Source organism: Bradyrhizobium sp. Ai1a-2 (genome assembly GCF_000426245.1).
In the GTDB taxonomy this organism is placed as follows: Bacteria; Pseudomonadota; Alphaproteobacteria; order Rhizobiales; family Xanthobacteraceae; genus Bradyrhizobium.
Map to the genome: position 1 here is coordinate 22,899 of NZ_AUEZ01000035.1, position 24,711 is coordinate 47,609.

General features: G+C 64.3%; 22 protein-coding genes. 9 read left to right on the forward strand and 13 right to left on the reverse strand.

All coding sequences use genetic code 11. From position 1 onward, the window contains the following. Positions 1 to 2 precede the first annotated feature (2 nt). The gene (gene fdhD / locus K288_RS0121905; protein ID WP_027581494.1) at positions 3 to 833 is read left to right on the forward strand and encodes a formate dehydrogenase accessory sulfurtransferase FdhD; all 831 of its coding nucleotides are present in this window, start codon (positions 3 to 5) and stop codon (positions 831 to 833) included. Further along, complete coding sequence (locus K288_RS0121910; protein ID WP_027581495.1) at positions 823 to 1,035, forward strand: formate dehydrogenase subunit delta; 213 nt, start codon at positions 823 to 825, stop codon at positions 1,033 to 1,035. The genes fdhD and K288_RS0121910 overlap by 11 nt, the downstream gene beginning before the upstream one ends. Before the next feature lie 147 nt (positions 1,036 to 1,182). On the opposite strand, the gene K288_RS0121915 is transcribed toward K288_RS0121910, so the two are convergent. The 11 genes from K288_RS0121915 to K288_RS0121975 all read right to left on the reverse strand — a co-directional run bounded on the left by K288_RS0121915 (position 1,183) and on the right by K288_RS0121975 (position 16,274). After that, a complete protein-coding gene (locus K288_RS0121915) occupies positions 1,183 to 4,143 on the reverse strand; it encodes a bifunctional [glutamine synthetase] adenylyltransferase/[glutamine synthetase]-adenylyl-L-tyrosine phosphorylase (protein WP_027581496.1) in 2,961 nt (986 codons plus the stop codon). Next, the gene (locus K288_RS0121920; protein WP_027581497.1) at positions 4,140 to 5,600 is read right to left on the reverse strand and encodes an ATP-binding protein; all 1,461 of its coding nucleotides are present in this window, start codon (positions 5,598 to 5,600) and stop codon (positions 4,140 to 4,142) included. The genes K288_RS0121915 and K288_RS0121920 overlap by 4 nt, the downstream gene beginning before the upstream one ends. A 156-nt stretch (positions 5,601 to 5,756) precedes the next feature. Then, the gene (locus K288_RS0121925) at positions 5,757 to 6,056 is read right to left on the reverse strand and encodes a HigA family addiction module antitoxin (RefSeq protein WP_027581498.1); all 300 of its coding nucleotides are present in this window, start codon (positions 6,054 to 6,056) and stop codon (positions 5,757 to 5,759) included. Positions 6,057 to 6,119: 63 nt separating this feature from the next. Beyond that, positions 6,120 to 6,800, reverse strand: a complete 681-nt coding sequence (locus tag K288_RS0121930; protein WP_027581499.1) for a response regulator transcription factor — start codon at positions 6,798 to 6,800, stop codon at positions 6,120 to 6,122. 324 nt (positions 6,801 to 7,124) lie between these two features. Further along, entirely contained in the window at positions 7,125 to 8,711 is a 1,587-nt protein-coding gene (locus K288_RS0121940; protein ID WP_027581501.1) for a Do family serine endopeptidase, read from the reverse strand. Between the two features lie 231 nt (positions 8,712 to 8,942). Then, positions 8,943 to 10,286, reverse strand: coding sequence for a HAMP domain-containing methyl-accepting chemotaxis protein (locus K288_RS0121945; RefSeq protein ID WP_027581502.1), 1,344 nt, complete (start codon positions 10,284 to 10,286; stop codon positions 8,943 to 8,945). 287 nt (positions 10,287 to 10,573) lie between these two features. Further along, positions 10,574 to 11,071: a cytochrome c-type biogenesis protein gene (locus K288_RS0121955; RefSeq protein ID WP_027581503.1), complete on the reverse strand. Its 498-nt coding sequence runs from the start codon at positions 11,069 to 11,071 to the stop codon at positions 10,574 to 10,576. Further along, positions 11,071 to 13,053, reverse strand: coding sequence for a heme lyase CcmF/NrfE family subunit (locus tag K288_RS0121960; protein WP_027581504.1), 1,983 nt, complete (start codon positions 13,051 to 13,053; stop codon positions 11,071 to 11,073). Before K288_RS0121960 ends, K288_RS0121955 begins: the two co-directional genes overlap by 1 nt. Further along, complete coding sequence (gene ccmE, locus K288_RS0121965; RefSeq protein WP_027581505.1) at positions 13,050 to 13,538, reverse strand: cytochrome c maturation protein CcmE; 489 nt, start codon at positions 13,536 to 13,538, stop codon at positions 13,050 to 13,052. The genes K288_RS0121960 and ccmE overlap by 4 nt, the downstream gene beginning before the upstream one ends. A gap of 29 nt (positions 13,539 to 13,567) precedes the next feature. Beyond that, entirely contained in the window at positions 13,568 to 14,674 is a 1,107-nt protein-coding gene (ccmI, locus tag K288_RS0121970) for a c-type cytochrome biogenesis protein CcmI (protein WP_027581506.1), read from the reverse strand. Positions 14,675 to 14,870: 196 nt separating this feature from the next. Further along, positions 14,871 to 16,274 carry a hypothetical protein gene (locus tag K288_RS0121975; RefSeq protein WP_027581507.1) on the reverse strand — a complete coding sequence of 468 codons (1,404 nt, stop codon included), beginning with the start codon at positions 16,272 to 16,274 and terminating at the stop codon, positions 14,871 to 14,873. A 187-nt stretch (positions 16,275 to 16,461) separates the two neighbouring features. On the opposite strand from K288_RS0121975, the gene K288_RS0121980 reads away from it, so the two are divergent. Both K288_RS0121980 and K288_RS0121985 read left to right on the forward strand, forming a co-directional pair. Beyond that, positions 16,462 to 16,725, forward strand: coding sequence for a BrnT family toxin (locus tag K288_RS0121980; RefSeq protein WP_084799678.1), 264 nt, complete (start codon positions 16,462 to 16,464; stop codon positions 16,723 to 16,725). Further along, positions 16,700 to 16,990 (forward strand): BrnA antitoxin family protein, encoded by a 291-nt coding sequence (locus K288_RS0121985; RefSeq protein ID WP_027581509.1) that lies wholly within the window; start codon positions 16,700 to 16,702, stop codon positions 16,988 to 16,990. Before K288_RS0121980 ends, K288_RS0121985 begins: the two co-directional genes overlap by 26 nt. Positions 16,991 to 17,008: 18 nt before the next feature. Here K288_RS0121985 and K288_RS0121990 read toward each other — a convergent pair whose 3' ends face one another. Both K288_RS0121990 and K288_RS0121995 read right to left on the reverse strand, forming a co-directional pair. Then, positions 17,009 to 18,382, reverse strand: a complete 1,374-nt coding sequence (locus tag K288_RS0121990; protein WP_027581510.1) for a sensor histidine kinase — start codon at positions 18,380 to 18,382, stop codon at positions 17,009 to 17,011. A 116-nt stretch (positions 18,383 to 18,498) separates the two neighbouring features. Continuing rightward, positions 18,499 to 19,170, reverse strand: a complete 672-nt coding sequence (locus K288_RS0121995; protein WP_027581511.1) for a response regulator transcription factor — start codon at positions 19,168 to 19,170, stop codon at positions 18,499 to 18,501. Positions 19,171 to 19,420: 250 nt separating this feature from the next. On the opposite strand from K288_RS0121995, the gene K288_RS46185 reads away from it, so the two are divergent. From K288_RS46185 to gmd, 5 genes are all read left to right on the forward strand, one after another. Then, positions 19,421 to 19,810: a VanZ family protein gene (locus K288_RS46185; protein WP_201449707.1), complete on the forward strand. Its 390-nt coding sequence runs from the start codon at positions 19,421 to 19,423 to the stop codon at positions 19,808 to 19,810. Between the two features lie 161 nt (positions 19,811 to 19,971). Then, positions 19,972 to 20,181: a hypothetical protein gene (locus tag K288_RS0122005; RefSeq protein ID WP_027581512.1), complete on the forward strand. Its 210-nt coding sequence runs from the start codon at positions 19,972 to 19,974 to the stop codon at positions 20,179 to 20,181. A gap of 125 nt (positions 20,182 to 20,306) precedes the next feature. Then, the gene (locus K288_RS0122010; protein WP_027581513.1) at positions 20,307 to 21,806 is read left to right on the forward strand and encodes a phosphomannomutase/phosphoglucomutase; all 1,500 of its coding nucleotides are present in this window, start codon (positions 20,307 to 20,309) and stop codon (positions 21,804 to 21,806) included. 425 nt (positions 21,807 to 22,231) lie between these two features. Next, complete coding sequence (gene galE, locus K288_RS0122015) at positions 22,232 to 23,242, forward strand: UDP-glucose 4-epimerase GalE (RefSeq protein WP_201449709.1); 1,011 nt, start codon at positions 22,232 to 22,234, stop codon at positions 23,240 to 23,242. Positions 23,243 to 23,507: 265 nt separating this feature from the next. Continuing rightward, a complete protein-coding gene (gmd, locus tag K288_RS0122025; RefSeq protein WP_027581515.1) occupies positions 23,508 to 24,599 on the forward strand; it encodes a GDP-mannose 4,6-dehydratase in 1,092 nt (363 codons plus the stop codon). The last annotated feature ends 112 nt before the right edge of the window (positions 24,600 to 24,711 follow it).

Consider the following 24,711-nt stretch of genomic DNA (forward strand, 5'->3'; position numbering starts at 1 on the left):
GGATGCACGATCCCATCATCAGCGCGGAGCGGCAGGTGTGGCGCGACGGCAGCCTCAGCGACGGCACGCGCCAGATCCCTGAGGAGACGGCGCTGGCGCTGACCTACAATGGCGGCACCTACGCCGTGATGATGGGCTCGCCGCAGGACCTGCGCGACTTTGCCGTCGGCTTCAGTCTCAGCGAAGGGGTCGTGGAGTCGCCGGAAGAGATCGAGACGCTCGACATCATCGAGCTCGACGATGGCATCGAGCTGCGGATGTGGCTCGCGCCTGAGAAGGCCGCGTTGATCAGCGAGCGGCGGCGGCACATCGCGGGCCCGACCGGTTGCGGCATCTGCGGCATCGATTCGATCGCGGAAGCGGTTCGTCCGGCGGCGATCGTGCCTAAGGGCCGCAGCTTCTCGCCGCGCGAGATCATGACCGCGATGGCGGCGGTCGCGCCGCTGCAGGCAATCAATCTCAGGACGCGCGCGGTGCATGCCGCGGCGTTCTGGACGCCGGCGCGTGGCATCGTCGCGCTGCGCGAGGACGTCGGCCGCCACAATGCGCTCGACAAGCTTGCCGGCGGGCTGGCGCAGGCCAGAGTGCCAACCAGCGAGGGCATGGTGTTGTTGACGAGCCGCGTCTCGGTCGAGATGGTGCAGAAGACGGCGACCATCGGCGCGCCGCTGATGGTCGCGGTATCGGCGCCAACAGCGCTTGCCGTGCGCATGGCCGACGCCGCCGGCATCACGCTTGCCGCGATCGCGCGCGCCGACGGGTTCGAGGTGTTCACGCATGCGGGACGGATCGCGACCCGCGCCGATGCTAGGGAGGCCATCCATGTCGCCTGACCGACTGATCTACATGGCCAACCAGATCGGCAAGTTCTTCCAGAACCAGGGGCGTGACCGCGCGGTGCCGGGCATCGCCGAGCATATCAAGAAGTTCTGGGACCCGCGCATGCGGACGGCGATCTTCGCCCATCTCGACACCGGCGGCACCGGGCTTGATCCGTATGTGCACGAGGCGCTCGAGAAATTGAAGAAGGCGTAAGCACGGATTTTAGGGTGGGCAAAGCGAAGCGTGCCCACCTTTCTAGCACCGACCGTGGATGGTGGGCACGCTTCGCTTTACCCACCCTACGACTCAAGGCGGGACGACATCGAGATTGTGGCTGGGAGATTGTGGCTGGCTGCGCGCCTAACGTCCCCCAACCAGCGCGTTGAACACGCGCCTCACTTCGCTCTGCGTCTCGCGCACGCGGGCTTCGAGGGCGGAGAAGTCCGGCGTGTCCCCTGCCCGCGCCATCACGCGCAGCAAGTCGTCACCGGCGGTTTCAGGATTGAATTTGCCGATCACGCAAAGCCGCAGGATCTGCGTGAGGTCGTGATAGAGCCGCGCGGCCGAGCGCAGCACTTCGGCCTCCGACTGGCCGAGCACGCCCAGCCTTGCGGCGTTGTCGAGCACCTGCATTGTGGAAACACTGAGGATGCCGGGCTTCTCGGCGGCGTGCACGAGCTGCAGATATTGCGCGATGAAATCGATGTCGACGAGACCGCCGGCAGCGAGTTTCAGGTCCCAGACGTCGTCCTCGCCCTTCTCGAGCGCGATCGCGCGCCGCATCTCGATGACGTCGGTGGCGGTCGCAGCCGGATCGCGCTTGCGTGTCAGCACCTGACGGATGATGTCTTCGATCTTCTCGCGGAACGCCGGCGAAGCCGAGATCACACGCGCGCGCGTCAGGGCCATGTGCTCCCAGGCCCAGGCCTCGCGCTCCTGATATTCGGCAAAGGAATCGAGCCGTGACGCCAGCGGACCGGCGCGGCCCGACGGACGCAGCCGCATGTCGACCTCGTAGAGCACGCCGTAGTTGGTCCGCGTCGTGAAGGCGGAGATCAGGCGCTGGGTGAAGCGTGCAAAATACTGCGCGCCGTGCAGCGCGCGGTCGCCGTCGGAGTCCGGCTGCTCATGGTCATAGTCGTAGAGCAGGATCAGGTCGAGGTCGGAGGACGCGGTCATCTCGCGGCTGCCGAGCCGGCCCATGGCGAGAATCGCGGTCTCCTGGTCCTTGATGCGGCCGTATTGCGCGGCGAACTGATCGGTGACGAGGCCGTGCACGGTGTGCACGATGCCCTCCGCAACGTCGGCGAAGGCAACGCTCGCCTGCTGCGCCGACACCGTGCCGGACAGGATCCGCGTGCCGATCAGGAACAGGCTTTCCTGGCCGAACAGCCGCAGGCGATCGAGGAAGTCCTCGTAGGAACCCGCGTCCTTGAGCGTGATCGCGAGCCGCTCCGATAATTCGCGCTGGTCGGGCATCGCGCCGAAGAAGCGCGGATCGATCAACCCGTCCATGATCTGCGGCGCCCGCGCCAGCATGTCGCCGAGCCGCGGCGCAGCGCCGAGGATCAGCGCCACCAGCGCAACCAGGTCGCGGTTCTGGCTCAAAAGCGTGATCAGCCGCCCGCCGCGCTGCAGCGCTCCGAGGAAACGGTCGAACGCCGCGACCGCAGCGTCCGGCTCCTCGGCATGCGCGAGGCCATCGATCAGGCCCGGAATGAACTCGAGGAAAGCGTTGCGCGTCGCTTCCACGCGCAGCGCGCGATAGTCGCCTTCGATCCATTGCTGCACGGTCTTTGCGACCGAAACCGGCTTCTCGAAGCCGAGATTGGCAAGATGCTCGAGCAGCCGCTGGTCTTCGGGGCCGGCGCCGTAGTTCAACTGCGGCAGCTTCGCCGTGCCGGTCGGCTCGTCGCCCTCGAACAGTTTGGCGTAGTGACCCTGCACGATATTGAGATGCGCGAGCAATTCCATCGCAAACGTGGCCCTGCTCGTGTAGCCGAGAAATTGAGCGAAGCGCTCGATCGCGGCGGTATCCTCCGGCAGCGTGTGCGTCTGCTCGTCCGCGATCATCTGCAGGCGGTGCTCGACGCGGCGCAGGAACTGATAGGCCGCGGTGAGCTCGTCGCGCGCCTCGTAGGTGATCCAGTTGCTGGCGGCGAGCATCGCGAGCGCCTCGAGCGTCGGCCGCACCCGCAATTCCGGATGCCGCCCGCCCGCGATCAACTGCTGGGTCTGGGCGAAGAACTCGATCTCGCGGATGCCGCCGCGGCCGACCTTGACGTTATGCCCCTCGACCGAAATCTCGCTCTGCCCGCGATAGGTCTGCATCTGCCGCTTCATGTCGTGGACATCGGCAAGCGCGGCGAAGTCGAGATGCTTGCGCCAGACGAAGGGCGCGATTTCCGCAAGCAGTACCTCGCCCGCTCTGCTGTCGCCGGCGCAAGGGCGCGCCTTGATCATCGCGGCGCGTTCCCAGGTCCGCCCTTCCCGCTCGTAATAATTCAGCGCCGAATCGGTTGAGATCGCGACCTGCGTCGAGGCCGGATCAGGCCGCAGGCGCAGGTCGACGCGGAACACATAGCCCTCGCCGGAGCGCTGCTGCAGGATGCGCGACATCGATTGGGTGACGCGGACGAAGAACGGCTGCGGCTCGATGTCATCGGCCAGCGAGGTCGCAGACGGATCGTAGAACACGATGAGATCGATATCGCTGGAATAGTTCAGCTCGCCCGCGCCCATCTTGCCCATCGCGAGCACGATCAGCCCGCTACCCTCTTCAGGGTGGTCGGGGTCGGGCGCACGGAGGCGGCCTCGCGTCATCTCCTGGCGCAGCAGATAGCGCAGCGCCGATTGCACGGAGGCGACCGCAAGGTCGGTCAGCCCGGCGGTGACCCGCGTGACCGGCCAGACGCCGCCGATATCACAAAGCGCGATCAGGACCGCCGCCTCCGCCTTCAGGCGGCGGAGCAGATGCATCACCTCGGTCTCGCCTGAGGCGGCAAACACGTCGTGCGAGGTCTTTTCGATCAGGCCGGCGAGATGCGACTCCGGGTCACAGGAGAGCAGCCGGATCAGCCGCGCCGGATCAGCGCGCACGAGCTCGAAAAGGAACGGAGAGAATTCCGCAATGCCGAGCAGGATGCGCTTGGCGAAGGGATAGCCGAGCAATTCGTCGAGCGCGGCCGATTGCGCTGGCTCGAGTTCAGCGAGCCAGTCTGTCAGGCGCTGTTCGGCTTGGGTGGGCGCGGACACATACGGTCCGTCCGCGAACCGAGCGGCCAGACGATGTCCCGCAGAGCCCGGCGCGGAAGCATTCATGCCGCCTTCTGTGGCACATCCTGCGTTTGGGCCGCAAGCCTGTCGGCCGAGCCGGCGCGCGTCGGGAGCAGCAGGGTCGCGATCAGGCCGGGATGCGCGTCGCCGAGCCTGAGTTCGCCGCCATGCAGTGTCGCCACCGCCGCGGCGAGGCTCAACCCGAGGCCGGAACCCGGCAGCGTGCGGCTCGCCTCGAGCCGGACGAAGCGTTCCACCGCGTGCTTGCGGTCGGCCTCGGGAATGCCGGGACCGTGGTCGGTGACGCTGAGCAGCACGGAATCGCCCTCGCGCCGCGCCTCGATCATGATTTCCTTGGCCGCGGCGCCCGCCTCCGGGTCGATCGGCTGCACCACCGGCTTGCCATATTTGATCGCGTTCTCGACGAGGTTGGCGAGCGCCTGGCTGATCAATTCACGGTTGCCGTGGATCGGGCTGGGTGCGGTCTTCACATGCAGGCTCATGCCGTCGTCCTCGGCGAGCGGCTCGTAGAGCTCGTGGATGCCGGCAGCGACCTCGGCCGCGTCGAAATCGTCCATGTTGCCGCGCGCCTGCCCGGACTCCGCGCGTGCGATCATCAAGAGCGCATTGAAGGTGCGGATCAGGCCATCGGATTCCTCGATGGTCCGCTCCAGCGCCGCGCGGTAGTCCGCCTCGCTCCTGGCGCGCGCCAATGCCTCCTCGGCGCGGTTGCGCAAGCGCGTCAGCGGCGTCTTGAGGTCGTGGGCGATGTTGTCGGAGACCTCCTTCAGCCCCGTCATCAGCGCCTCGATCCGCTCCAGCATGGCGTTGAGGTTTTCGGCGAGGCGATCGAGCTCGTCGCCGCTGCGGCCGACCGGCAGGCGATCGGAGAGATCGCCGGCCATGATGCGCTGGGCGGTGCCGGTCATGGCATCGATCCGCTGCAGCACCCGCCGCGCGACGAAGATGCCGCCGCCGATGCCGAGCACGACCACGACCAGGATCGACCATTGCGCGGCCTTGGCGACGATGCCGAACAGCCGGCGGCGCTCCTCCAGGTCGCGCCCGATCAATAGCCGGAAGCCGTTGGTCATCTCGGTGACGCGCACCAGCGCGCGGTGATCGGTGTTGTCGTTGTCGTCGAGCCGCCGATAGGCCGTCTCGGTCCAGCCCTCCATTCCCATCACGCCCGGCGCCAGCGAGCCGACATTGCCCGCGATCGCCTGCCCGTTAGGTGCTGTCACCAGATAGAGGTTGGCGCCCGGCCGCAGCGCCCGGTTGCCGACGGTGAGCGCGAGGCCACGCAGGCCGCGCCGGTTGTAGATCTCGGTGACCTCGCCGACTTCCGCATTGACCGTGGAGGTGATCTGTTCGGTGATCAGGCGGCGCGTATTCCACGCGAAATAGCCGAGCAGCGAGGCGGCGAACAGCGCAAACAAAAACAGGTAGACCAGCGTCAGCCGGAACGCCGTGGTGCGGATCAGTTTACCGAATGCCGTCACGAATGATGCTACCCAAGCTGTTGCTGCCGCGCGTTGCTATCTGACGTTCCCAACTTAACAGGGCAATCCGACCGCCAGAAGTGACAATGCGTTCATGCGCCGAGCACTCGTCGATTCCCTCGGCACCGGAAAGCGCCGTGGAGCGGGCGCTCACTTTCAAGCCGCCGTAACGATCGGCTTGATCTTGTCCAACTCACGGCCAATCCCAAGCTCAGCCATTCGGACATCATAAGCAATCTGCAGGTTCAACCATAGCTGAGCAGACGTGTTCAATGCCCTCGATAGCCGGAGTGCAGTGTCCGCCGTTATTGCAGTTTCCTCATTCGCGATCCGCTCGATTCTGGTACGCGGGACGCCGCAAACTTTCGCGAGCGCACCGGCCGACAATGAGAGCGGAACAAGAAACTCCTCCCGGAGCACTTCCCCGGGGTGCATCGGCGGTAGTTTCTTTACCATCGCGCACCCTGAAGCATCGCAGCGTCAGCTCAACGAAAACCTATCGTAACCTACGGGGTGACCCTACCGTATCCCGTCGCGGATCATGTATCCCGCGCCGCGGATCGTGTGCAGCAACGGCCGCTCGAAGCCCTTGTCGATCTTGGAGCGCAGGCGCGAGATGTGGACGTCGATGACGTTGGTCTGCGGATCGAAGTGATAGTCCCAGACATTCTCGAGCAGCATGGTGCGGGTCACCACCTGGCCTGCATGCTTCATCAGATATTCGAGCAGGCGGAACTCGCGCGGCTGCAGCGTCAGCTCGTCCTTGCCGCGGGCAACGCGGTGCGACAGGCGGTCGAGTTCGAGATCGCCGACCCGATAGACCGTCTCTTCCGCCGGCCCGACATTGCGGCGCGACAACACTTCGACGCGCGCCAAAAGCTCGGCGAATGAATAGGGTTTCGGCAAGTAGTCGTCGCCGCCGGCACGCAGACCCTTGATGCGGTCGTCGACCTGGCCGAGCGCGGAGAGGATCAACACCGGCGTGCGGTTCCCCTTCTCGCGCAGCGTTCCGATCAGGGACAGGCCGTCCCGCTTCGGCAGCATGCGGTCGACGACGAGGACGTCATAGTCGCCGCTCTCGGCCATCGACAGCCCCTCCTCGCCGTCGTCGGCGAGATCGGCGATATAGCCGACTTCGCGGAACGCCTTGACGAGATAGTCGGCGGATTCGCGGTCGTCTTCGATGATCAGGAGGCGCATCTGGGGTGCGGTCGCGGGTGCTGTGGCGGTCACGGGATTGGCTTCCTCTCACCATGGCGCGGCCGCCCTGCACATGCAAGACGGCCGCAATCGCTCGCGTTGTTTTGCATGATCCTTTCGGACGGTCGGCTTCCGCCTTTCCAGATCATGCTGGCGGGGAAAGAGTGGGCGGTGAAGCTGGGGGACTTCACCGCCCTAGGCCTTCCGACGGAGGGGGGCGCATTCCACCGGAAGGTAGCAACAGGGGGCGAGCATTTGAGCTCGCTCCCCAGGAAGGGCCGTCGGCGGGGGCGACGATTGCCGGCGACACCTTCCATCTCGTATTTAACCCTTGGCTAGCGGCACTGCCACGAAGCGCGACGAACCGCCGCTCTTTATGCGCATCAAAACGCTGTTCTTGTTGTCGTTCCGTGCCGACGTGATCGCGTCGCGCACATCGCCCGCGCTGGCGACGTTCTTGCCGGCGACTTCAAGAATGACATCGCCTTCCTTGAAGCCACGCTCAGCGGCGGCGCTCTTCGGGTCGACTTCGGTCACCACGACGCCATCCTTGCCGGCGCCGGCCACGCTGTTGGCGGGGGCCACCGTCAGGCCGAGCTTCGGCACATCGGTGCCACGGGAGGGAGAGCCGCGATCGCCGTTGTCGTTATCGGCCTTGGCTTCCACCGTGTTCGGCAACTGGCCGAGCGTAAGGTTGACGGTCTTCTCCGTACCCTTGTGCAGGACGTTGAGCTTCACCGCATTGCCGGGTGCCAGGCCGCCGATGGTGCGGGCGAGCTCGCGCGCATCCTTCACCGGTTCGCCGTTAACCGAGGTGATGACGTCGCCGGACTCGATGCCGGCCTTGGCCGCCGGACCATTGGCCTGAGGCTCCGCCACCAGCGCGCCTTCGGCCTTCTTCATGCCGAGGCTGTCGGCGATGTCGGAGGTCACCGGCTGGATCTGGACGCCGATCCAGCCGCGGCTGACCGTGCCCTTGTCCTTCAGCTGGGCGACCACGCTCTTCACAGTCGCGGCCGGGATCGAGAAGGCGATGCCAACGCTGCCGCCGGAGGGCGAGTAGATCGCGGTGTTGACGCCCATCACCTCACCGGACACGTCGAACGCCGGGCCACCGGAGTTGCCCTTGTTCACGGGCGCATCGATCTGGATGAAATCGTCGTACGGGCCGTTGCCGATGTCGCGGCCGGAGGCCGAGACGATACCGGCGGTGACCGTACCGCCGAGCCCGAACGGGTTGCCGACCGCCAGCACCCAGTCGCCGATCCGCGGCTTGCTGTCGGAAAGCTTGGCGAACGGGAAGTTGGAACCACCCTCGACCTTGATCAGCGCAAGGTCGGTACGGGGATCGGTGCCGATCACCTTGGCCGAATGAGTCTTGCCGTCGTCGGTCGTAACCTCGACCTTGTCGGCGCCGTCAACGACGTGGTTGTTGGTCACGGCATAGCCGTCAGCCGAAATGAAGAAACCCGAACCCTGGCCGGTCACGATGCCACGGCCACGCGGGCCGCCGCGCATACCCGGGGGGAGCCCGTCCTGGCCACCGAAGCGACGGAAGAAGCGCTCCATCGGCGAACCCGGTGGGAACGGCGAGTCCTCGTTGCTGCTGTCGTCCTTGGCGAGCTTCTCGCCGATGTTGACCTTCACCGAAATCACCGACGGCTTCACGCGCTCGACAATGTCGGCGAAGCCAATCGGCTGCTGAACCTTGCGGACCTCGTTGTTGACCTGCGCCTGCGCCGGGCTGGCGAACAGGTCGCTCGGCGTGTGCTGCGGGCTCAATCCATAGGCGGCGACGCCGAGGCCGGCGACGACCGAAGCCATCAACGCAATTCTGCGGGCCGAGAACAGCGAGCGCCGTGGCCCGCGGTAAGACGGCAAAGACGAAAGATCGGTGGGTCGTTCGGTCATTCCTAAAATCTCCAAGAGCCAGAATTCGAAGGGTGCGGGGCGAGCACCAGATGTGTCTTCAACATGGGGATGTCAGCCTTACGGCGCGCTGGCTGCGGAATTAAAGTTTTGTAATAGAGATAAAACCCGATGCGGCAGAATATCGCAGCCACGCCAATGAGTTAGCCGCGAGCTAACAACGCTCGCGGCAAGTTCCGTCAAGAGGTTTTGGGACCGCAAGAAGGCCCGCGGTCAGACCGCCCTGACGCCGGCAATGAAACCCTCGACCTCGCGCTTGAGGATATCCGCCTGCTGCGACAGGTCGACTGCGGAATCCTTGGTCTCGCCGGCCATGCGGCCGGTGTCTGACGAGGTGGTGGTGATCTGGACGATGTGGTTGGTGACGTCCATGGTTCCCCTCGCCGCGTCCTGGACGCTTCTGGAGATGTCCTGGGTCGCGTTGCGCTGCCGTGCGGTGTCGACGTCGATGCCCGACATGATCGAGCTGATTTCCGCGATGGTGTTCGAGATCCCGTCGATGGCGCCGCGCGTTTCCGCCGTGATCGCCTGGATGCTCGCTACCTGTTGCGAAATCTCCTCGGTCGCCTTGCTGGTCTGGCTGGCAAGGTTCTTCACCTCGGAGGCGACCACCGCAAATCCCTTGCCGGCCTCGCCGGCGCGCGCCGCCTCGATGGTGGCGTTGAGCGCCAACAGGTTGGTCTGCGAGGCAACCGTCTGGATCAATTGCACGACGGCTCCGATCTTCTCGGCCGCGTCCGAGAGCTCGTGGATGGTGTCGGCACTCTGGCGCGCCCGCGACACCGCTCCCTCGGCGCGCTGGGTGGCGTCGGTGACGCGCTGGCTGATGGCCGCGATCGAGGTCGTCATCTGCTCGGCGGAAGCCGCCACCGTCTGGACGCTGGTGCTGGCCTGACCGGCTGCGCTGGCAACCGCGCTCGCTTTCTCGCTGGTCTCGTTGGCGGCGCGCGACAGCGTCTCGGCGTTGCCCCTCAGCCGAACGGCCGATGCGGCGACGCTGCCGACGACATTGGCGACAAGGCCGTTGAAGTCGCGGATCTTCTCGTCGAGATAGCGGGTGCGCTCGCGCTGATTGTGGGCGTCGCGCAACTCCTGATCGGTCAGCCGCTGGCGTTCGATCCCGTTGGTCTTGAACACTTCCAGCGCACCGGCGAGCAGACCGATTTCATTGCCCCTGCCGAGGCCCGGAATCGGGGTCTCGTACTTCTGTTCAGCGACCTCGCGCATCGCATGAACCATGGCGGCCAACGGCCGCATGATGCCGTCGCGAACCGCGAAATAGGTCGTCAGGCAAACCGCAATCGCGATCGCGGCAATGGCACCGCAGGCGATCAGGAAGTAGGAGAACGCGGTCTGCGCCTCCTGATAGATCTGCATGGCATGCTCACGGCCTGGGCCGCTCAGCGATTTGAACTCAGCGGCAAGCGCCGTGATCTCATTGTTGAGGTAAAGCACGGCGACGAAGCCCGTGCCGCCGCCGATCCCCAGCAGCACCAGAAGCGCGAAAACGACGGATGCGACGAGGAAGCGGATAGTCAGATTGCTGTTGGAAAACATCGGTTTGCTCGAGAGCGTTACAACGAAGCATCATCACGCTCCATTGCTTTGTGAACGTGATCCTCTCGGACAACCGGTACCCACTTTTCCGGATCATGCTCTGGAGGAAGGGCGAGGCAAAGTTCCACACAAAAGGTCAAGATTGGATGAATGCCGCGGCGGATGCCGGCGGGCATGGACTTACGTAACAGTACGTAGGTCGGAGCGGTAACGGGTGGCGTGAAGAAAACGCGTCAGAACAAGGATCTAGAGCTTTCGGTTCTGATTCAATCAGAACCGGAAATGCTCTAGCTGCGCCTTTCCTCCGGCACGTCCTCCGACATCAACCCAGCCAACCGGCTCTCCTCCTCGGGGGTGAGATGGGCGCTGGTGCCGGCCGCCACAGAGGCGGCTGGCCGGCGGCGGCCGAACCGCCAAAGCGCCACGCCGCCTCCGACCAGCACCAGCGGCGGCACCAACCAGAGCAGCAGCGTATGCGGATTGAAGCGCGGCTTCAGCAGCACGAATTCGCCGTAGCGCGCCACCAGGAAATCGATCACCTGCCGGTCGCTGTCGCCGGCCGCGATCCGCTCGCGGACCAGGATGCGGAGGTCGCGCGCCAACGGCGCCTCGGAATCGTCGATCGACTGGTTCTGGCACACCATGCAGCGCAGCTCGCGCGAGAGCTCCCGCGCCCGCGCTTCCTTGGCGGGATCAGCCATGATCTCGTCGGGCTGCACGGCGAAAGCCGGTGCGCCAAGCGACACGGCGACCAGCAGCGCCCAAGCGGCAAGCGCCCTTCGCATCACTCCGCCGCCTGCAATGCGCGCGCGGCCTTGGCCGGCTTCGGCGCGCCTACGCGCAGGCGCCGGTCCGATAGCGACAACAGGCCGCCAAAGGCCATCAGCACCGGGCCGAACCAGATCAGGAGCACCATGGGCTTGTGGTAGATTCGCACCGCGACGCCACCATCGGCGGCGATATCGCCGAGCGAGATATAGAGCTGACTCGCACCGCGCGTCAGCAGCGCGGCTTCGGTGGTGGACGCGCCGCGCGTGGTGAAATTGCGCTTCGACGGGGTCATGACGCTGAGCGTCCTGCCGTCGAGCCCGACCGTGAACCTCGCCACCAGCTCGCGGAAATTCGGTCCCTGACGCTGGCCGATATCGTCGAGCTTCAATTCATAGCCGGCGACTTGCGCGGACTCGCCTGGCTTCATGGTGCCGATATATTCGCTGTTCCAGGTGGTCTCGCAGACGATCCCGATCAGGGCGATACCGACGCCGGCATGGGCGAACGCGGTGCCCCAGGCCGCGCGCGGCAGGCCCCGCGCCCGCTGCAAGGACGTGCCGAACGGAAGCCGGAATAGCCCGATGCGCTCGGCGAGGTCGGTGAGCGCGCCGGCGACGACGAAGACCGCAAGCCCGATCGCGAGCGGCGCAAGGCTGCTGCCGCCATACGTCCAGGCCCACAGCACCGCGATCGCGATCAGCGCTACGATGCCGGCCGCGGTCAGGCGCTGGGCGGCGCCGAGCAGGTCGCCTCGCTTCCAGGCCAGCAAGGGGCCGAACGGCACGGCGATCATCAACGGCACGAACAGCGGCGCAAAGGTCAGGTTGAAGAACGGCGCGCCGACCGAGATCTTGTCGCCGGTCAGAACCTCCAGCGCCAGCGGATAGAGCGTGCCGATGAACACGGTCGCGCAGGCCGTGGTCAGGAACAGGTTGTTGAGCACCAGCGCCCCCTCGCGCGAGATCGGCGCGAACAGCCCGCCCTGCTTCAACGATGCGGCCCGGGCCGCATAGAGCGACAGGCTGCCGCCGATAAAGACGCAGAGGATCAACAGGATGAACACGCCACGCGCCGGATCGGTCGCGAAAGCGTGCACCGAGGTCAGGACGCCGGAGCGGACCAGGAAGGTGCCGAGCAAGGACAGTGAGAAGGTCAGGATCGACAGCAGGATGGTCCAGACCTTCAGCGCGTTGCGCTTCTCCATCACGACAGCCGAATGCAACAGCGCCGTGCCGGCAAGCCAGGGCATCAGCGAGGCGTTCTCGACCGGGTCCCAGAACCACCAGCCGCCCCAGCCGAGCTCGTAATACGCCCAGTACGATCCCATCGCGATGCCGAGCGTAAGGAAGATCCAGGCCAGCAGCGTCCATGGCCGGACCCAGCGCGCCCAGGCAGCATCGATGCGGCCCTCGATAAGGGCTGCGACCGCGAAGGAGAACGAAATCGAGAAGCCGACATAGCCGAGATAGAGCATCGGCGGGTGCACGGCGAGGCCGATGTCCTGCAACACCGGGTTCAAATCCCTGCCCTCGATCGGCGGATTGGCGATGCGCAGGAACGGATTCGAGGTGAGCAGGATGAAGAGATAGAAGGCGGTTGCGATCCAGGCCTGCACCGCCAGCACATGCGCGCGCAGCGTCAGCGGCAGGTTGTTGCCGAACGCGGCGACGAGGCCGCCGAACAGCGCCAGGATCGACACCCAGAGCAGCATCGATCCCTCGTGGTTCCCCCAGACGCCGGTGATCTTGTAGATCAGAGGCTTCATCGAGTGCGAGTTCTCGAACACGTTGACGACGGAGAAATCCGAGGTCACGTGCAGCGTCACCAGTGCAACGAACGAGGCGCCCACGAACAACAGCTGCGCGAGCGCGGTGGAGCGCGCGACGTTCATCAGCGCGACATCATGCCAGCGCGCGCCAAGCATCGGCACGACCGACTGGATCAGCGCCAGCCCAAGCGCCAGCACCAGCGCGTAATGTCCGGCTTCCGCGATCAACGCATCGCCCCCTGCACCGGCTGCGGCTCGGCCGAGGCGCTGGGCTTGCTGTAATCGTCCTTCCAGTGGCCCTGCTTCTTCAGGGCATCGGCGACGTCCTTGGGCATGTAGGTCTCGTCATGCTTTGCGAGCACGGTGTCGGCGCGGAACACGCCGGATTGATCCAGCGTCCCCTCGGCGACGACGCCCTGCCCTTCGCGGAACAGGTCCGGCAGGATTCCCTTGTAGGCGACCGGCAGCGTGGCGCTGCCGTCGGCGACCTCAAAGGTCACCGCGAGGTTGTCGCCGCGCTTGAGCGAGCCGGGCTGCACCAACCCGCCGAGGCGGAACCGCTTCCCGGCGGCAATATGCTTTTCGGCGACCATCGAGGGCGTGGAGAAGAACACGATGGAATCGCGCAAGGCGCTGAGCACCAGCGCGGCCGCCACAGCGAGCACCGCCAGCGAGCCGCCGATCATCACCAAACGCCGCTGCTTACGCGTCATGGTTCCCTATGGTCCTGTCTATGCGCATGTCATCCATCCAGCCCGAGATTCTTCAGGCCTTCATTGAGCTGGCGCAAGCGTTCGGCGTCATTGGCAACCGCCTGGCGGGCATCGTTGAGCGCGGCAACCGCCTTGTCGCGCTCGCCCATCACCATATAGGCGCGCACCAGCCGCAGCCATCCCTCGACATCGCTGCCGTCCTGCTTCAGGCGCGTGGCGAGCCGGTCGACCATGCCGCGGATCATTGCAGAGCGGTCGTCCGCACTCATGTCCTTGGCCGCGGCCATGGTCTCGTCTGACAGCGCGGGCGCGGCAGGAGCGCCGCCGACCCGGACCAGCGAGGCCTGTACCAGCGATCGCCACGGCGCATCCGCCGGCGCCTTGGCAAGCATCGCGCGCCAGATCGAGGCGGCGTCGGCCTTGCGGCCATCCTGCTCGGCGGCGAGCCCAAGGAAGTAGTTCGCCTTGGGATCGTCGGCGTTTTGCGCCACGGCGCGCTCGAATTCGGCCTTGGCCTCCGCGGTGACGACGCCGCCGGCGACGCCGGTCAGCGCTTCGCCAAGATCGGCGCGGCGCTCCGAACTATCGCCGCTATAGGTGATCGAATTGCGATAGGCGCGCACCGCGTCGTCATAACGGCCGAGCCTGGAGAGCACCGGCGCCAGCACGTTCCAGCCGCGGCCATCGGTTGGGTTCTTCTCAAGATGCGCTTCCACCTGCGCGACCAGGTTGGCGAGCGGCTGATTGACGTCTGCCATGCGGCTGCGCGCGGCGAGCGGAAAATCGCTGAGCTGCGGAGAGCCCAGTGCGAGATAGAACGCCGCCGCCATCACCGGCAATCCCACCAGCGCCGCCACGGTGGCCGAGCGCCGCAGCGGCAGGTTGGCTTTCGGCGCCGTCGCAGCTTCACCGTCCGCGGCGGCGAGCAAGCGTCGGCCGATCTCGACCCGCGCCGCTTCGGCTTCCGATGCCCCGATCATGCCCGAGGCGCGATCGCGCTCGATCTCGGCGAGTTGATCCTTGTAGACACTGGCCTCGCTGCCACCGGATGTCGCAGGCGTCGCGCGACCAAGCGGCCAAAGCACGGCGAAGATCGCCGCGACCGTCATCAGCGCGAACACAAACCACAGTGTCATCAACGAGTTCCCGGACGAACGGCACCGAAAGCTGGTGCCTGTGTGCCGCTTTACACTACCGGCGGGAAGCGGAGCAATTGACAATTGCTGGATCGGAACCGCCCTCCGTAACGATCCGGAGGAAGAACTTGCGGAAGCAACCGCATATACGTGCTCCGGATATCGGTTCGCGGAAGGAAAACCGTCAAAATGAGGATCAGCCGGCGCGGGAGGACTTGCGCTCGCCGGTCATCGCGTTTTCCGCAGCGCGGTTCATCAGCGAAGCGTAGTCGTGGCCGAACAAGACCTCGCAGAACCGGATCGCCGCGCTCGCCTGCTGCTGTCGATAGCCGCGCACCCTGTGGTCGCCGGCGCGCAAGGACTGCACCAGCGCCTCTGTGGACTGCTCGACATATTGCTGCAGGTCGGAATAGGTGCGTAGCGTCACCTCGTTGATCGCAAGCTCGCTCGCATGGGTGCGGCACACCGCAACGAAATCAATGAGGGCGGCAACCTCCTCGACTTCGGTGGGGTCGATCCGGGCGGCAGCGGAAATATCCTTGTCCGCGCGCTGACGCAGGATGCGGCGGACCCGGCCGGGAACGCTGTCGATCTCCGATTGCAGCGAGTTGGAAATGTCGGCCCGGATCGAGGCCAATTGCTTGCCCCAGGAGGAATCATTGCGCAGGTCGAGCTCCGTGCGCAGGCCGCGCACACCATCGTGCAGCGTCTTCAGTTGATCCCCGACGTTGTCGAGATGGCCGCGCCGGATATCGCTGCGCAGGCAGGCCGCGAGATAGGACAGATCGTGCAAAGCGATCGTGACGGCGACGCCATATGGCGTGGCGGCGACGCGGATCTCGTCGTCGGAAGCCGCCATCTTGATTGCGAGGCGGATGATCTGCCAGGGCGCGACCAGACGCTGCATCACCACCGACAGCGCAAAAGGAAGCAATTGCGGCGTCTGCAGCGAGGGGACGTTGAGCGCGGCGGTGACAGCGGAGATCTGGGTGTCGCCGAACGCCCGGAGCTGGCTGGGAAGCCGGCTGCCGAGCGTCTCCAGCGCCTCGCGCGCGCGCAGCACAAGCCCGACCGACACGAGATCTTCGACGATATTGGGCGGGCCGACGCGCGACAGCGCACGCTGCTTGTCGTCGCCCGGCACCGGAGTCGCGATCTTGACGATCGCCTCCGCCGCGGCGGGCTGATATTTGCGGGCCGCGGCCTCGGCCGCCGCAGTTGCGCCGCTGTCGTGCGCCTTCGCCAGCACGGCCTCGAATTCGCGGGTCGCTTCAGGCGCGCCCTCCCGGCGGAGCCACTGCCATATCGGCAGCAGCGAGGCGCGGCGGACCTGTCCCGGCCGGATCGGGAAATTGCCTTCGGCCAGGAACGGCTCGAGCGGATGGAACAACAGGCGCGCAGGATCGTCGCCGCGGGGGCGCGTCTCGTCCTCCTCGGCCCGGCGCACGATCTTGCGCAACTGCTCGAGCACGAGGGTGGCGACGCTGACATCCTCGCCGCGCTCCACCGCGCGCTCGAACTCCCGCATCAGCAGCGCCTGCGATTGCGGCGGAAGCTGCGCGAGATATTCCCTCAGCCGCTCGATTGGTGTCTGGCTCATTGGCCTGGGGTGATTGAATGCTCGTGATGGCGACGCAGGAACACGTCGGCTCGGCATGATAGGCGGGCGCGCGTTAAGAAGGCGTTTAGGAATGATGCGCGAGGCCATTCCGATGGTGATGTTGGCTTCTCGTCCGTCACGTTCACATTGACAACATGCCATATTGTATCTACGAGATAATTCGATAATGATCGTGTGGGACGAGCCGAAGCGGCAGGCCAATCTTGTCAAGCACAGGCTGGATTTCGCCGATCTCGACGAGACTTTCTTTGATAATGCCCTGGTTCGCCCAACACACAGCCGACGCTGGAGAGGCATCGGCATGAGTCCCCATGGCGTCATCGCAGTCGTCTTTTTCGCGCTCGGCGCCGAGGCCATCAGCGTGATCAGCATGCGCCCCGCGAGCAGACAGGAAAGGAAGCTCTATGCCGAAAGCAAGGAAGGGCCATAAGGGTTACAGTGCGCGCGATTTGCGCGAAGTCAGCGACAATCCGGAATGGACAAAGGAGGATTTTGCGAAGGCACGGCCCTTTGCGGAAGTGTTTCCGAAGCTCGCGGCATCGATTCGCAAGGGCCGCGGGCCGAACAAGGCGCCGACGAAAAAGCTTGTCTCGCTCCGCCTCTCACCGCAGGTAATCGAAGCTTACAAGGCCAAAGGTCCCGGCTGGCAGTCGCGCATCGACGCCGATTTGCGGCGGATCAACAAGATCAAGTGAAGCTGCAACCCTCGGTCTTCAAACTCCCGGCAATTCCAGTTCTGCCCGCAAGCCGCCGATCGGCGCATTGCGGAGCGACAGGCTGCCGCCATAGAGGCCGGCGAGATCGGTGACGATCGAAAGCCCGAGGCCCGAGCCCGGCTTGGTTTCATCAAGCCGCTGGCCGCGCCGCGACACCTGCGCCCGCTCGGCGGCCGACAGTCCGCGCCCGTCGTCATCGACGATGATGTGCAGCCGCGGCCCGGCGCCCGGCTCCACCGGCGGCTCGACCACGACCTCGATGAAGACCTGAGAAGCCGCCCACTTACAGGCGTTGTCGACGAGGTTGCCGGCCATCTCCTCGAGGTCCTGGCGCTCGCCGCGGAATTTCGCCGATGAGTCGGCCTTCAGCTCGATGGTGATGTCGCGGTCGCGATGGATCTTTTCCATGGTTCGCCGCAACGCCTCAAGCACCGGCGCGACTTCGCTGACCGTGGCTACGATGGTGACGCGCGCGGCGATGCGGGCGCGCTCCAGATGATGCGCAACCTGGTCGCGCATCACCTCGGCCTGCTCCAGCACCTTGGCGGCAAAGGGATCGGCGGTATGCGTCGCGGCCTCGTTGACGATCACCGACAAGGGCGTCTTGACCGCGTGGGCGAGATTACCGACATGGGTGCGTGCGCGCTCGACGATCTCGCGGTTGGCGTCGATCAGCGCGTTGGTCTCGCGGGCGAGCGGCGCGATCTCCACCGGAAACTTGCCTTCGAGGCGCTCCGCCCGGCCGGAGCGGATATCGGCGATCGCCTCCGAAATGCGCTTGAGCGGCGCCAGGCCGAAACGGACCTGGAAGATCGTGGTCAGCAACAGCACGATGCCGAGCGCGGTGAAGGTGCCGCCGAGGTAGTAGTCGAAGGCGCGCGTCTCATCGAAGATCTCGCTGGCGTCGCCGGCGACGCTGACCAGGAACCTGCCGTCGCTGCCAAGATCGACCGGACGCTCGACCATGCGCAGCGTCTGTCCCTCGGGGCCATCGACATAGCCGATGCGGATGCCGGCGGCGGTCAGCTCAAAGCCCTGATCCTCCAGTTTCGGCAGTTTCTTGTCCCACAGCGACCGCGAGGCGCGCGTCTCGCCCTTTTCCACGTCGGTGCGCAGGATCTGCCAGTACCAGCCGGACAGCGGCAGTTCGAACAGCGGTTCGCCGAGCTGGAACTGGTGGTCCGCGGGCTCGTCAGGCGTGGCGACCTCGGCGATCAGGGTGCGGAGATAAAGGTTGAGGCGGCGGTCGAAGGCGCGCTCTGTCGCATCACGATACACCGAGGACAGGATGACGCCGGTGATCGCCAGGATCACCACCAGCCATGCGGTCGCCGACAAGAACAGGCGGGTGGCGAGCGAGCTTCCACGCATCAGGGCATGATCCCGAAAAGGCTTGCCCCGCGCTTGATGCGGGGTGGGCACCGGTTCTCGGATAAGATCATGCTCCGGTCAAAAAGTAAGCCCGGCGACCAGCGGCGCCGGGGCGGTTACGCGCCGTTCGGCGGCGGCGTCAGGAGATAGCCGAGGCCGCGGACGGTCTGGATGATGTCGACATCGAGTTTCTTGCGGATGCGTCCGACGAACACCTCGATGGTGTTGGAGTCGCGGTCGAAGTCCTGGTCGTAGAGATGCTCGACCAGCTCGGTGCGCGACACCACGCGCCCGGTGTGATGCATCAGATAGGCCAGCAATCGGTATTCGTGCGAGGTCATCTTCACCGGGTTGCCGGAGACGCTGACACGGCCGGTGCGGGTATCCAGTGTCACCGGACCGCAGCTCAATTCGGACTGGGCGTGGCCGGTGGAGCGGCGCAGCAGCGCGCGGATCCGCGCCAGGATCTCTTCCATGTGAAAGGGCTTTGCGACGTAGTCGTCGGCGCCGGCGTCGAAGCCTTGCACCTTGTCGCTCCAGCGGTCTCGCGCGGTCAGGATCAAGACCGGCATGACACGGCCGTTGCGTCGCCAGGCTTCGAGCACCGAGATGCCGTCCATCTTCGGCAGGCCGATGTCGAGGACGACGGCGTCGTAGGGCTCGCTGTCGCCGAGATAGTGCCCCTCCTCACCGTCGTAAGCGCGATCGACCACATAACCGGCATCCGTCAGCGCCGTCGTCAGCTGGCGATTGAGATCCGGATCATCCTCAACGACGAGTAGGCGCAATTTGGCCTCCGATGGTGAGGTCGCAACACAGCTAATAAGATGAGACCCACCGGGGTGAACGGGTTATGAACAGATGAACGGTGTCATGTTACTTTTTGTTCATTTCTGCGGCTTGATAGCAGATTTGGACCGGCTGAACAGCCGCCGGGTTAACGATATCGGCTGGTAGCGCTGCCATGCGTGCGGCGGCGATCCTGCGTGGGTTGAGCTCGGCCCCGTTTTTGCTTAGCAACAACCTATGAATCAACGATTGTCCCTGGGCGCCGCCTGGCTGGTGCTGGCCTTCATTGCCTTCGCGACGCTTTCCCCGCTTCAAGACCGTCCTGTCGTCGCAGGTCCCCAGCTCGAACACTTCGCAGCGTTCGCGCTGATGGGGTTTGCATTCATGCGGGCCTATCCCAACCGGCTGCTCATGATCATCGCAGTCGTCATCGGCAGCGCGTTCGCGCTGGAAGCCCTGCAACTGCTGACGCCGGACAGGCACGGCCGCCTCATCGACGCGCTGCTCAAGGCTGGCGGCGGGCTCTCCGGGATTGCCGTCGCCCATTTGGCGGAATTCCTGCTGCGCGGCCCGCTCAACCGGTTCAAGGGAATACGCCCTGACGGCGCGCAGGAGCCTCCGTCCGCGCTGCAGCCTTAGCGACAAACGCGGAGCGTTTGCGCTGAGCGCTTAGGGTTAAAACAAACGTCACATTGAAATGCCACCATCGTCCGAATAACCTCGGCGGCACGGCGATGCATTGCTGGCATGAGGCTTGCTCCGTCGATAGTTTGCAGCGTCCGGTGGATTGAATTTCGAAAATGAGTTTTCAGCTCGTATGCATTGAATGCGACAGCATCGGCGTGGTGATTGACGACGGTGAGCTCGCCCCGCCCTCCGCGATTGTCAGATGCAGCCATTGTTCGGCCGCGCGCGGCACGCTCGGCGAATTGCGCAGCCTGGCGCTATCGGATCGGCGCGATTTGTTCGATGTCGGCGTGGGCGTCGGCACAACGGGTGCGGCCGTCTAGCTGGGCTGTTTTTGTTTCCGTGATGAGAAGAACCGCGTCCGTCGCGCCCAGCGTCGTGCGATCGCGATGATGCTGTCCCGATTCGATCTCCCGAATAAGTGACTGTCTCTTAGAAAGACGACTGCATGTTTCCAACACCAAAACCGGTGCTCCTCCCGAACACCTATGCTTTCGAATCCGAACCGATGGTGAAGCCGACCGGGTTTCGCGAATATGACGCGCGCTGGCTGTTCGGCAAGGAAATCAACTTGATGGGCGTGCAGGCGCTGGGCATGGGGCTCGGCGCGCTGATCGCGGAACTCGGCGTCAAGCAGGAGATCGTCACCGGGCATGATTTCCGCGGCTATTCCGCCTCGATCAAATATGCGTTGATCTCCGGCCTGATGGCCGCAGGCTGCAAGGTGCACGACATCGGGCTCGCGGTGACGCCGATGGCCTATTTCGCGCAGTTCGATCTCGACGTGCCCTGCGTCGCGATGGTCACGGCCTCCCACAACGACAATGGCTGGACCGGGGTCAAGATGGGCGCCAACCGCCCGCTCACCTTCGGGCCCGACGAGATGACGCGGCTCAAGGAGATCGTGCTCGGCGCGAGCTTTGGCAACAAGGCCGGCGGCGCGTATCAATTCCACGAGAATTATCCGGCGCGCTACATCGCCGACCTCACCAACCGGGCGAAGCTGAAACGCAAGCTCAAGGTGGTCGCCGCCTGCGGCAACGGCACCGCCGGCGCGTTCGCGCCGCAGGTCCTGGACGCGATCGGCTGCGAGGTGATCCCGCTCGACACCGAGCTCGACCATACCTTTCCGAAATACAATCCGAACCCGGAAGACATGGAGATGCTGCACGCGATCCGCGACGCGGTGCTGCAGCACAAGGCCGATGTCGGCCTCGGCTTCGATGGCGACGGCGACCGCTGCGGCGTGGTCGACAACACCGGCGAGGAGATCTTCGCCGACAAGGTCGGCGTGATGCTGGCGCGCGACATGTCGGCGATCCACAAGGACGCGCAATTCGTGGTCGACGTGAAATCGACCGGACTGTTCATCACCGATCCGATCCTGCAAAAGCAAGGCGCGAAAACCGCGTACTGGAAGACCGGCCACTCCTACATGAAGCGCCGCACCAACGAACTCAATGCGCTCGCCGGCTTCGAGAAGTCCGGCCATTTCTTCTTCAACACGCCGTTCGGCCGCGGCTATGACGACGGCCTGGTCTCGGCGATCGCGATCTGCGAGATGCTCGACCGGGCGCCCGGCAAGTCGATGGCCGACCTGAAGAACGCGTTGCCCAAGACCTGGTCGTCGCCGACGATGTCGCCGCATTGCGCGGACGAGGCCAAATACGGGATGGTCGACGCCGTGGTGAAGCACTTCGAGGGCTTGCAGAAGCAGGGCGCCAAGATCGGCGGCCAGGCGATCCGCGATCTCGTCACCGTCAACGGCGTGCGCGTCACGGTCGAGGACGGCAGCTGGGGCCTGGTGCGCGCCTCCTCCAACAAGCCGGAGCTCGTGGTGGTGGTCGAAAGCCCGGTCAGCGAGCAGCGCATGCGCGACATGTTCGAGACCGTGGATGGCGTGCTGCGCACGCATCCGGAAGTGGGCGAGTACAATCAGAAGATCTGAGGCCAGATCGCGCCGCACTCTCTGTCGTCATACCCCGCGCAGGCGGGGTATCCAGTACGCCGCGGCCTCTCCATCGAAAACGAACGCCTGTCATCGCCCGGTCGATGACAGTGGCGTGGTTTACGCCGCCACTCGGTTGCAATCGGCTACTTTCTCGGGCATGAACCGCCTGTGATATAGTGTGGCATTCGTGTCGACCGCGTGCGTTGTCGCAGCATTGTCATCACGTTTGCTGGAGACGCCGCCTCACCTCCTGGCAAAGTCGGCCGGAGCAGGCCTCGATCAAATTTTCTCCGATCGATCTTGACAGCACGGCTTCTATCCCGCTGTCTACCCCTCGCATCACACGTTTGCTTTCAACAACTCTGGATTGTGGTGACTGTTTGCGCAGCGGACAGCTCCTTGAGAACCCAATCTGGCGGAGAATGACGATGATCCTTGTGACCGGTGGGGCCGGCTATATCGGTTCGCATGCTTGTGTGGCCCTGCTGGCTGCGGGCGAAGAGGTCGTCGTATTTGATAACTTCTCCAACAGCAGTCCGATTGCCCTGCAGCGCGTGCAGCAGATTTGCGGCAAATCGCTGATTGCCGTTGAAGGCGATATTCGCGACGAACGCGCGATCGAGCAGGTATTGACGCAATACAACTGCAGGGCGGTCATGCATTTTGCCGGGCTGAAATCCGTTCAGGACTCCGTTGCCCAACCGCTCGAATATTACGATCAGAACGTCATTGGATCGCACCGGCTGCTTCGGGCGATGCAACGGTCGGGCGTCAAGACCATCGTGTTCAGTTCATCGGCCACCGTTTATGGTACCCCGAAATTCTTGCCCTATACCGAGGACCATCCCCTCAATCCCGTGAACCCCTATGGCCGGACCAAGCTCATCATCGAAGACATGCTCCGCGACCAATATATCAGCGACCCGAGCTGGGGGATCGCCATATTGCGCTACTTCAATCCGGTCGGAGCGCACGAGAGCGGCTTGATCGGCGAGGATCCCCGGGGCGTCCCCAACAATCTGGTCCCCTTCGTGGCTCAGGTCGCAATCGGGCGACGCGAGCGATTGAACATATGGGGCGCCGACTACGACACGCCTGATGGAACGGGCGTTCGCGACTACATCCATGTCATGGACCTGGCGCTCGGACACCTGTCCGCGCTGAAGGCATTGGACGCCCCCAAATGCTTCTCGGTAAATCTGGGAACGGGTACCGGCAGCAGCGTATTCGAAGTCGTTCGCGCCTTTGAAAAGGCGTGTGGCCGGCCCATCCCATATGACATCAAGCCGCGCCGGGCGGGTGACATCGATGCCTACTACGCCGCCACGGAAACCGAATCCCAACTGATCGGATGGAAAGCGGCCAGATCGCTTGAGACGATGTGCGCAGATCATTGGCGCTGGCAGAGCAATAATCCCAACGGATATTGCTGATCGTGGCCACTGAAAGCACTGTCGTCACCTGCGGCGATATCGTGCTTATCGCTGAGGCCGCGATCAAAGATCGGTGCCGATTCTCATTGCGCGCAGCGCCGCCTTTTCAGGCAGAGCGCTGCACGACGTGGTACCTTTTTCCAAAGGACACACTTCCCGATTAATCCTATTGGTCGATCGCGCGACTTGATCCGCCGGAATGTCTGTTCTGGCAGAGTTATTGCGTTATGAAACGGGGCTGAAATTTCAGTACGGGGCTTTATCAATGACGAAGAAACGGGCTTTGATCACCGGCGTTACCGGTCAGGACGGCGCCTATCTGGCAGAATTGCTCCTGCAAAAAGGATACGAGGTCCACGGCATCAAGCGCCGCGCTTCGCTCTTCAATACCGATAGAATTGACCATATCTACCTCGATCCGCACGAGGCCGATCCGCCATTCCGTTTGCACTATGGCGACCTGACGGACTCGTCCAGTCTGGTCCGCATCGTCGGCCAGGTGCAGCCGGACGAGATCTACAATCTCGCGGCGCAGAGCCATGTGGCAGTTTCATTCGAGGAACCGGAATACACCGCAAATTCCGACGCCCTCGGTACGCTGCGCCTGCTCGAGGCCATCCGCATTGTCGGACTGGAGAACAAGACACGCTTCTACCAAGCCTCGACTTCCGAACTGTATGGGCTTGTGCAGGAAATCCCGCAGAAGGAGACCACGCCCTTTTACCCCCGTTCGCCCTACGCCGTCGCCAAGCTTTATGCCTACTGGATCACGGTCAACTACCGTGAAGCCTATGGAATCTATGCGTGCAACGGTATCCTGTTCAATCACGAGTCCCCGGTCCGCGGCGAGACATTCGTGACGCGCAAGATCACGCGGGCGCTGGCGCGGATCCATCTCGGGCTGCAGGACCGCCTTTACCTCGGCAACCTGGACGCGCTACGCGACTGGGGACATGCGCGCGACTATGTCGAGATGCAGTGGATGATGCTGCAGCAGGACAAGCCGGAAGACTTCGTGATCGCCACCGGCAAACAGTATTCGGTGAGGGATTTCGTCAACCATGCGGCCGCCGAGATCGGAATAAAGGTTCGATGGGAAGGCAGCGCGGTTCGCGAGAAAGGCTATGACGACGCGACCGGCAAATGCATCGTTTCGGTGGATCCCCGCTATTTCCGGCCATCGGAAGTCGCGACCCTGCTCGGCGACCCGTCCAAGGCAAAGCAGAAGCTTGGCTGGGAGCCGAAGACCTCGTTCGAGGCGCTGGTCAAGGAAATGATGCAGGAAGATCTAGAATCGGCCAAGCGGGACGAACTGATCAAGCAGCACGGCTTCCGCTACTACGCGAGGCACGAATAAGGCGCGGGCCGCCGAGCGGGGACCGCTTGTGGCGATTGCTCGAGCGCATTGGTCATCCAACCGCTCGAGCGTTTGACCACCCTGGAGCGTGATGATTTTTCTTCGAATCATC

Bases quoted from the DNA above. Each gene is read 5' to 3' on its own strand.
- fdhD (WP_027581494.1), top strand. From the start codon at position 3: ATGCACGATCCCATCATCAGCGCGGAGCGGCAGGTGTGGCGCGACGGC.
- K288_RS0121910 (WP_027581495.1), top strand. From the start codon at position 823: ATGTCGCCTGACCGACTGATCTACATGGCCAACCAGATCGGCAAGTTC.
- K288_RS0121915 (WP_027581496.1), bottom strand. From the start codon at position 4,143: ATGAATGCTTCCGCGCCGGGCTCTGCGGGACATCGTCTGGCCGCTCGG.
- K288_RS0121925 (WP_027581498.1), bottom strand. From the start codon at position 6,056: ATGGTAAAGAAACTACCGCCGATGCACCCCGGGGAAGTGCTCCGGGAG.
- K288_RS0121930 (WP_027581499.1), bottom strand. From the start codon at position 6,800: ATGCGCCTCCTGATCATCGAAGACGACCGCGAATCCGCCGACTATCTC.
- K288_RS0121940 (WP_027581501.1), bottom strand. From the start codon at position 8,711: ATGACCGAACGACCCACCGATCTTTCGTCTTTGCCGTCTTACCGCGGG.
- K288_RS0121945 (WP_027581502.1), bottom strand. From the start codon at position 10,286: ATGTTTTCCAACAGCAATCTGACTATCCGCTTCCTCGTCGCATCCGTC.
- K288_RS0121955 (WP_027581503.1), bottom strand. From the start codon at position 11,071: ATGCGAAGGGCGCTTGCCGCTTGGGCGCTGCTGGTCGCCGTGTCGCTT.
- ccmE (WP_027581505.1), bottom strand. From the start codon at position 13,538: ATGACGCGTAAGCAGCGGCGTTTGGTGATGATCGGCGGCTCGCTGGCG.
- ccmI (WP_027581506.1), bottom strand. From the start codon at position 14,674: ATGACACTGTGGTTTGTGTTCGCGCTGATGACGGTCGCGGCGATCTTC.
- K288_RS0121975 (WP_027581507.1), bottom strand. From the start codon at position 16,274: ATGAGCCAGACACCAATCGAGCGGCTGAGGGAATATCTCGCGCAGCTT.
- K288_RS0121980 (WP_084799678.1), top strand. From the start codon at position 16,462: ATGATCGTGTGGGACGAGCCGAAGCGGCAGGCCAATCTTGTCAAGCAC.
- K288_RS0121985 (WP_027581509.1), top strand. From the start codon at position 16,700: ATGCCGAAAGCAAGGAAGGGCCATAAGGGTTACAGTGCGCGCGATTTG.
- K288_RS0121990 (WP_027581510.1), bottom strand. From the start codon at position 18,382: ATGCGTGGAAGCTCGCTCGCCACCCGCCTGTTCTTGTCGGCGACCGCA.
- K288_RS0122005 (WP_027581512.1), top strand. From the start codon at position 19,972: ATGAGTTTTCAGCTCGTATGCATTGAATGCGACAGCATCGGCGTGGTG.
- K288_RS0122010 (WP_027581513.1), top strand. From the start codon at position 20,307: ATGTTTCCAACACCAAAACCGGTGCTCCTCCCGAACACCTATGCTTTC.
- galE (WP_201449709.1), top strand. From the start codon at position 22,232: ATGACGATGATCCTTGTGACCGGTGGGGCCGGCTATATCGGTTCGCAT.
- gmd (WP_027581515.1), top strand. From the start codon at position 23,508: ATGACGAAGAAACGGGCTTTGATCACCGGCGTTACCGGTCAGGACGGC.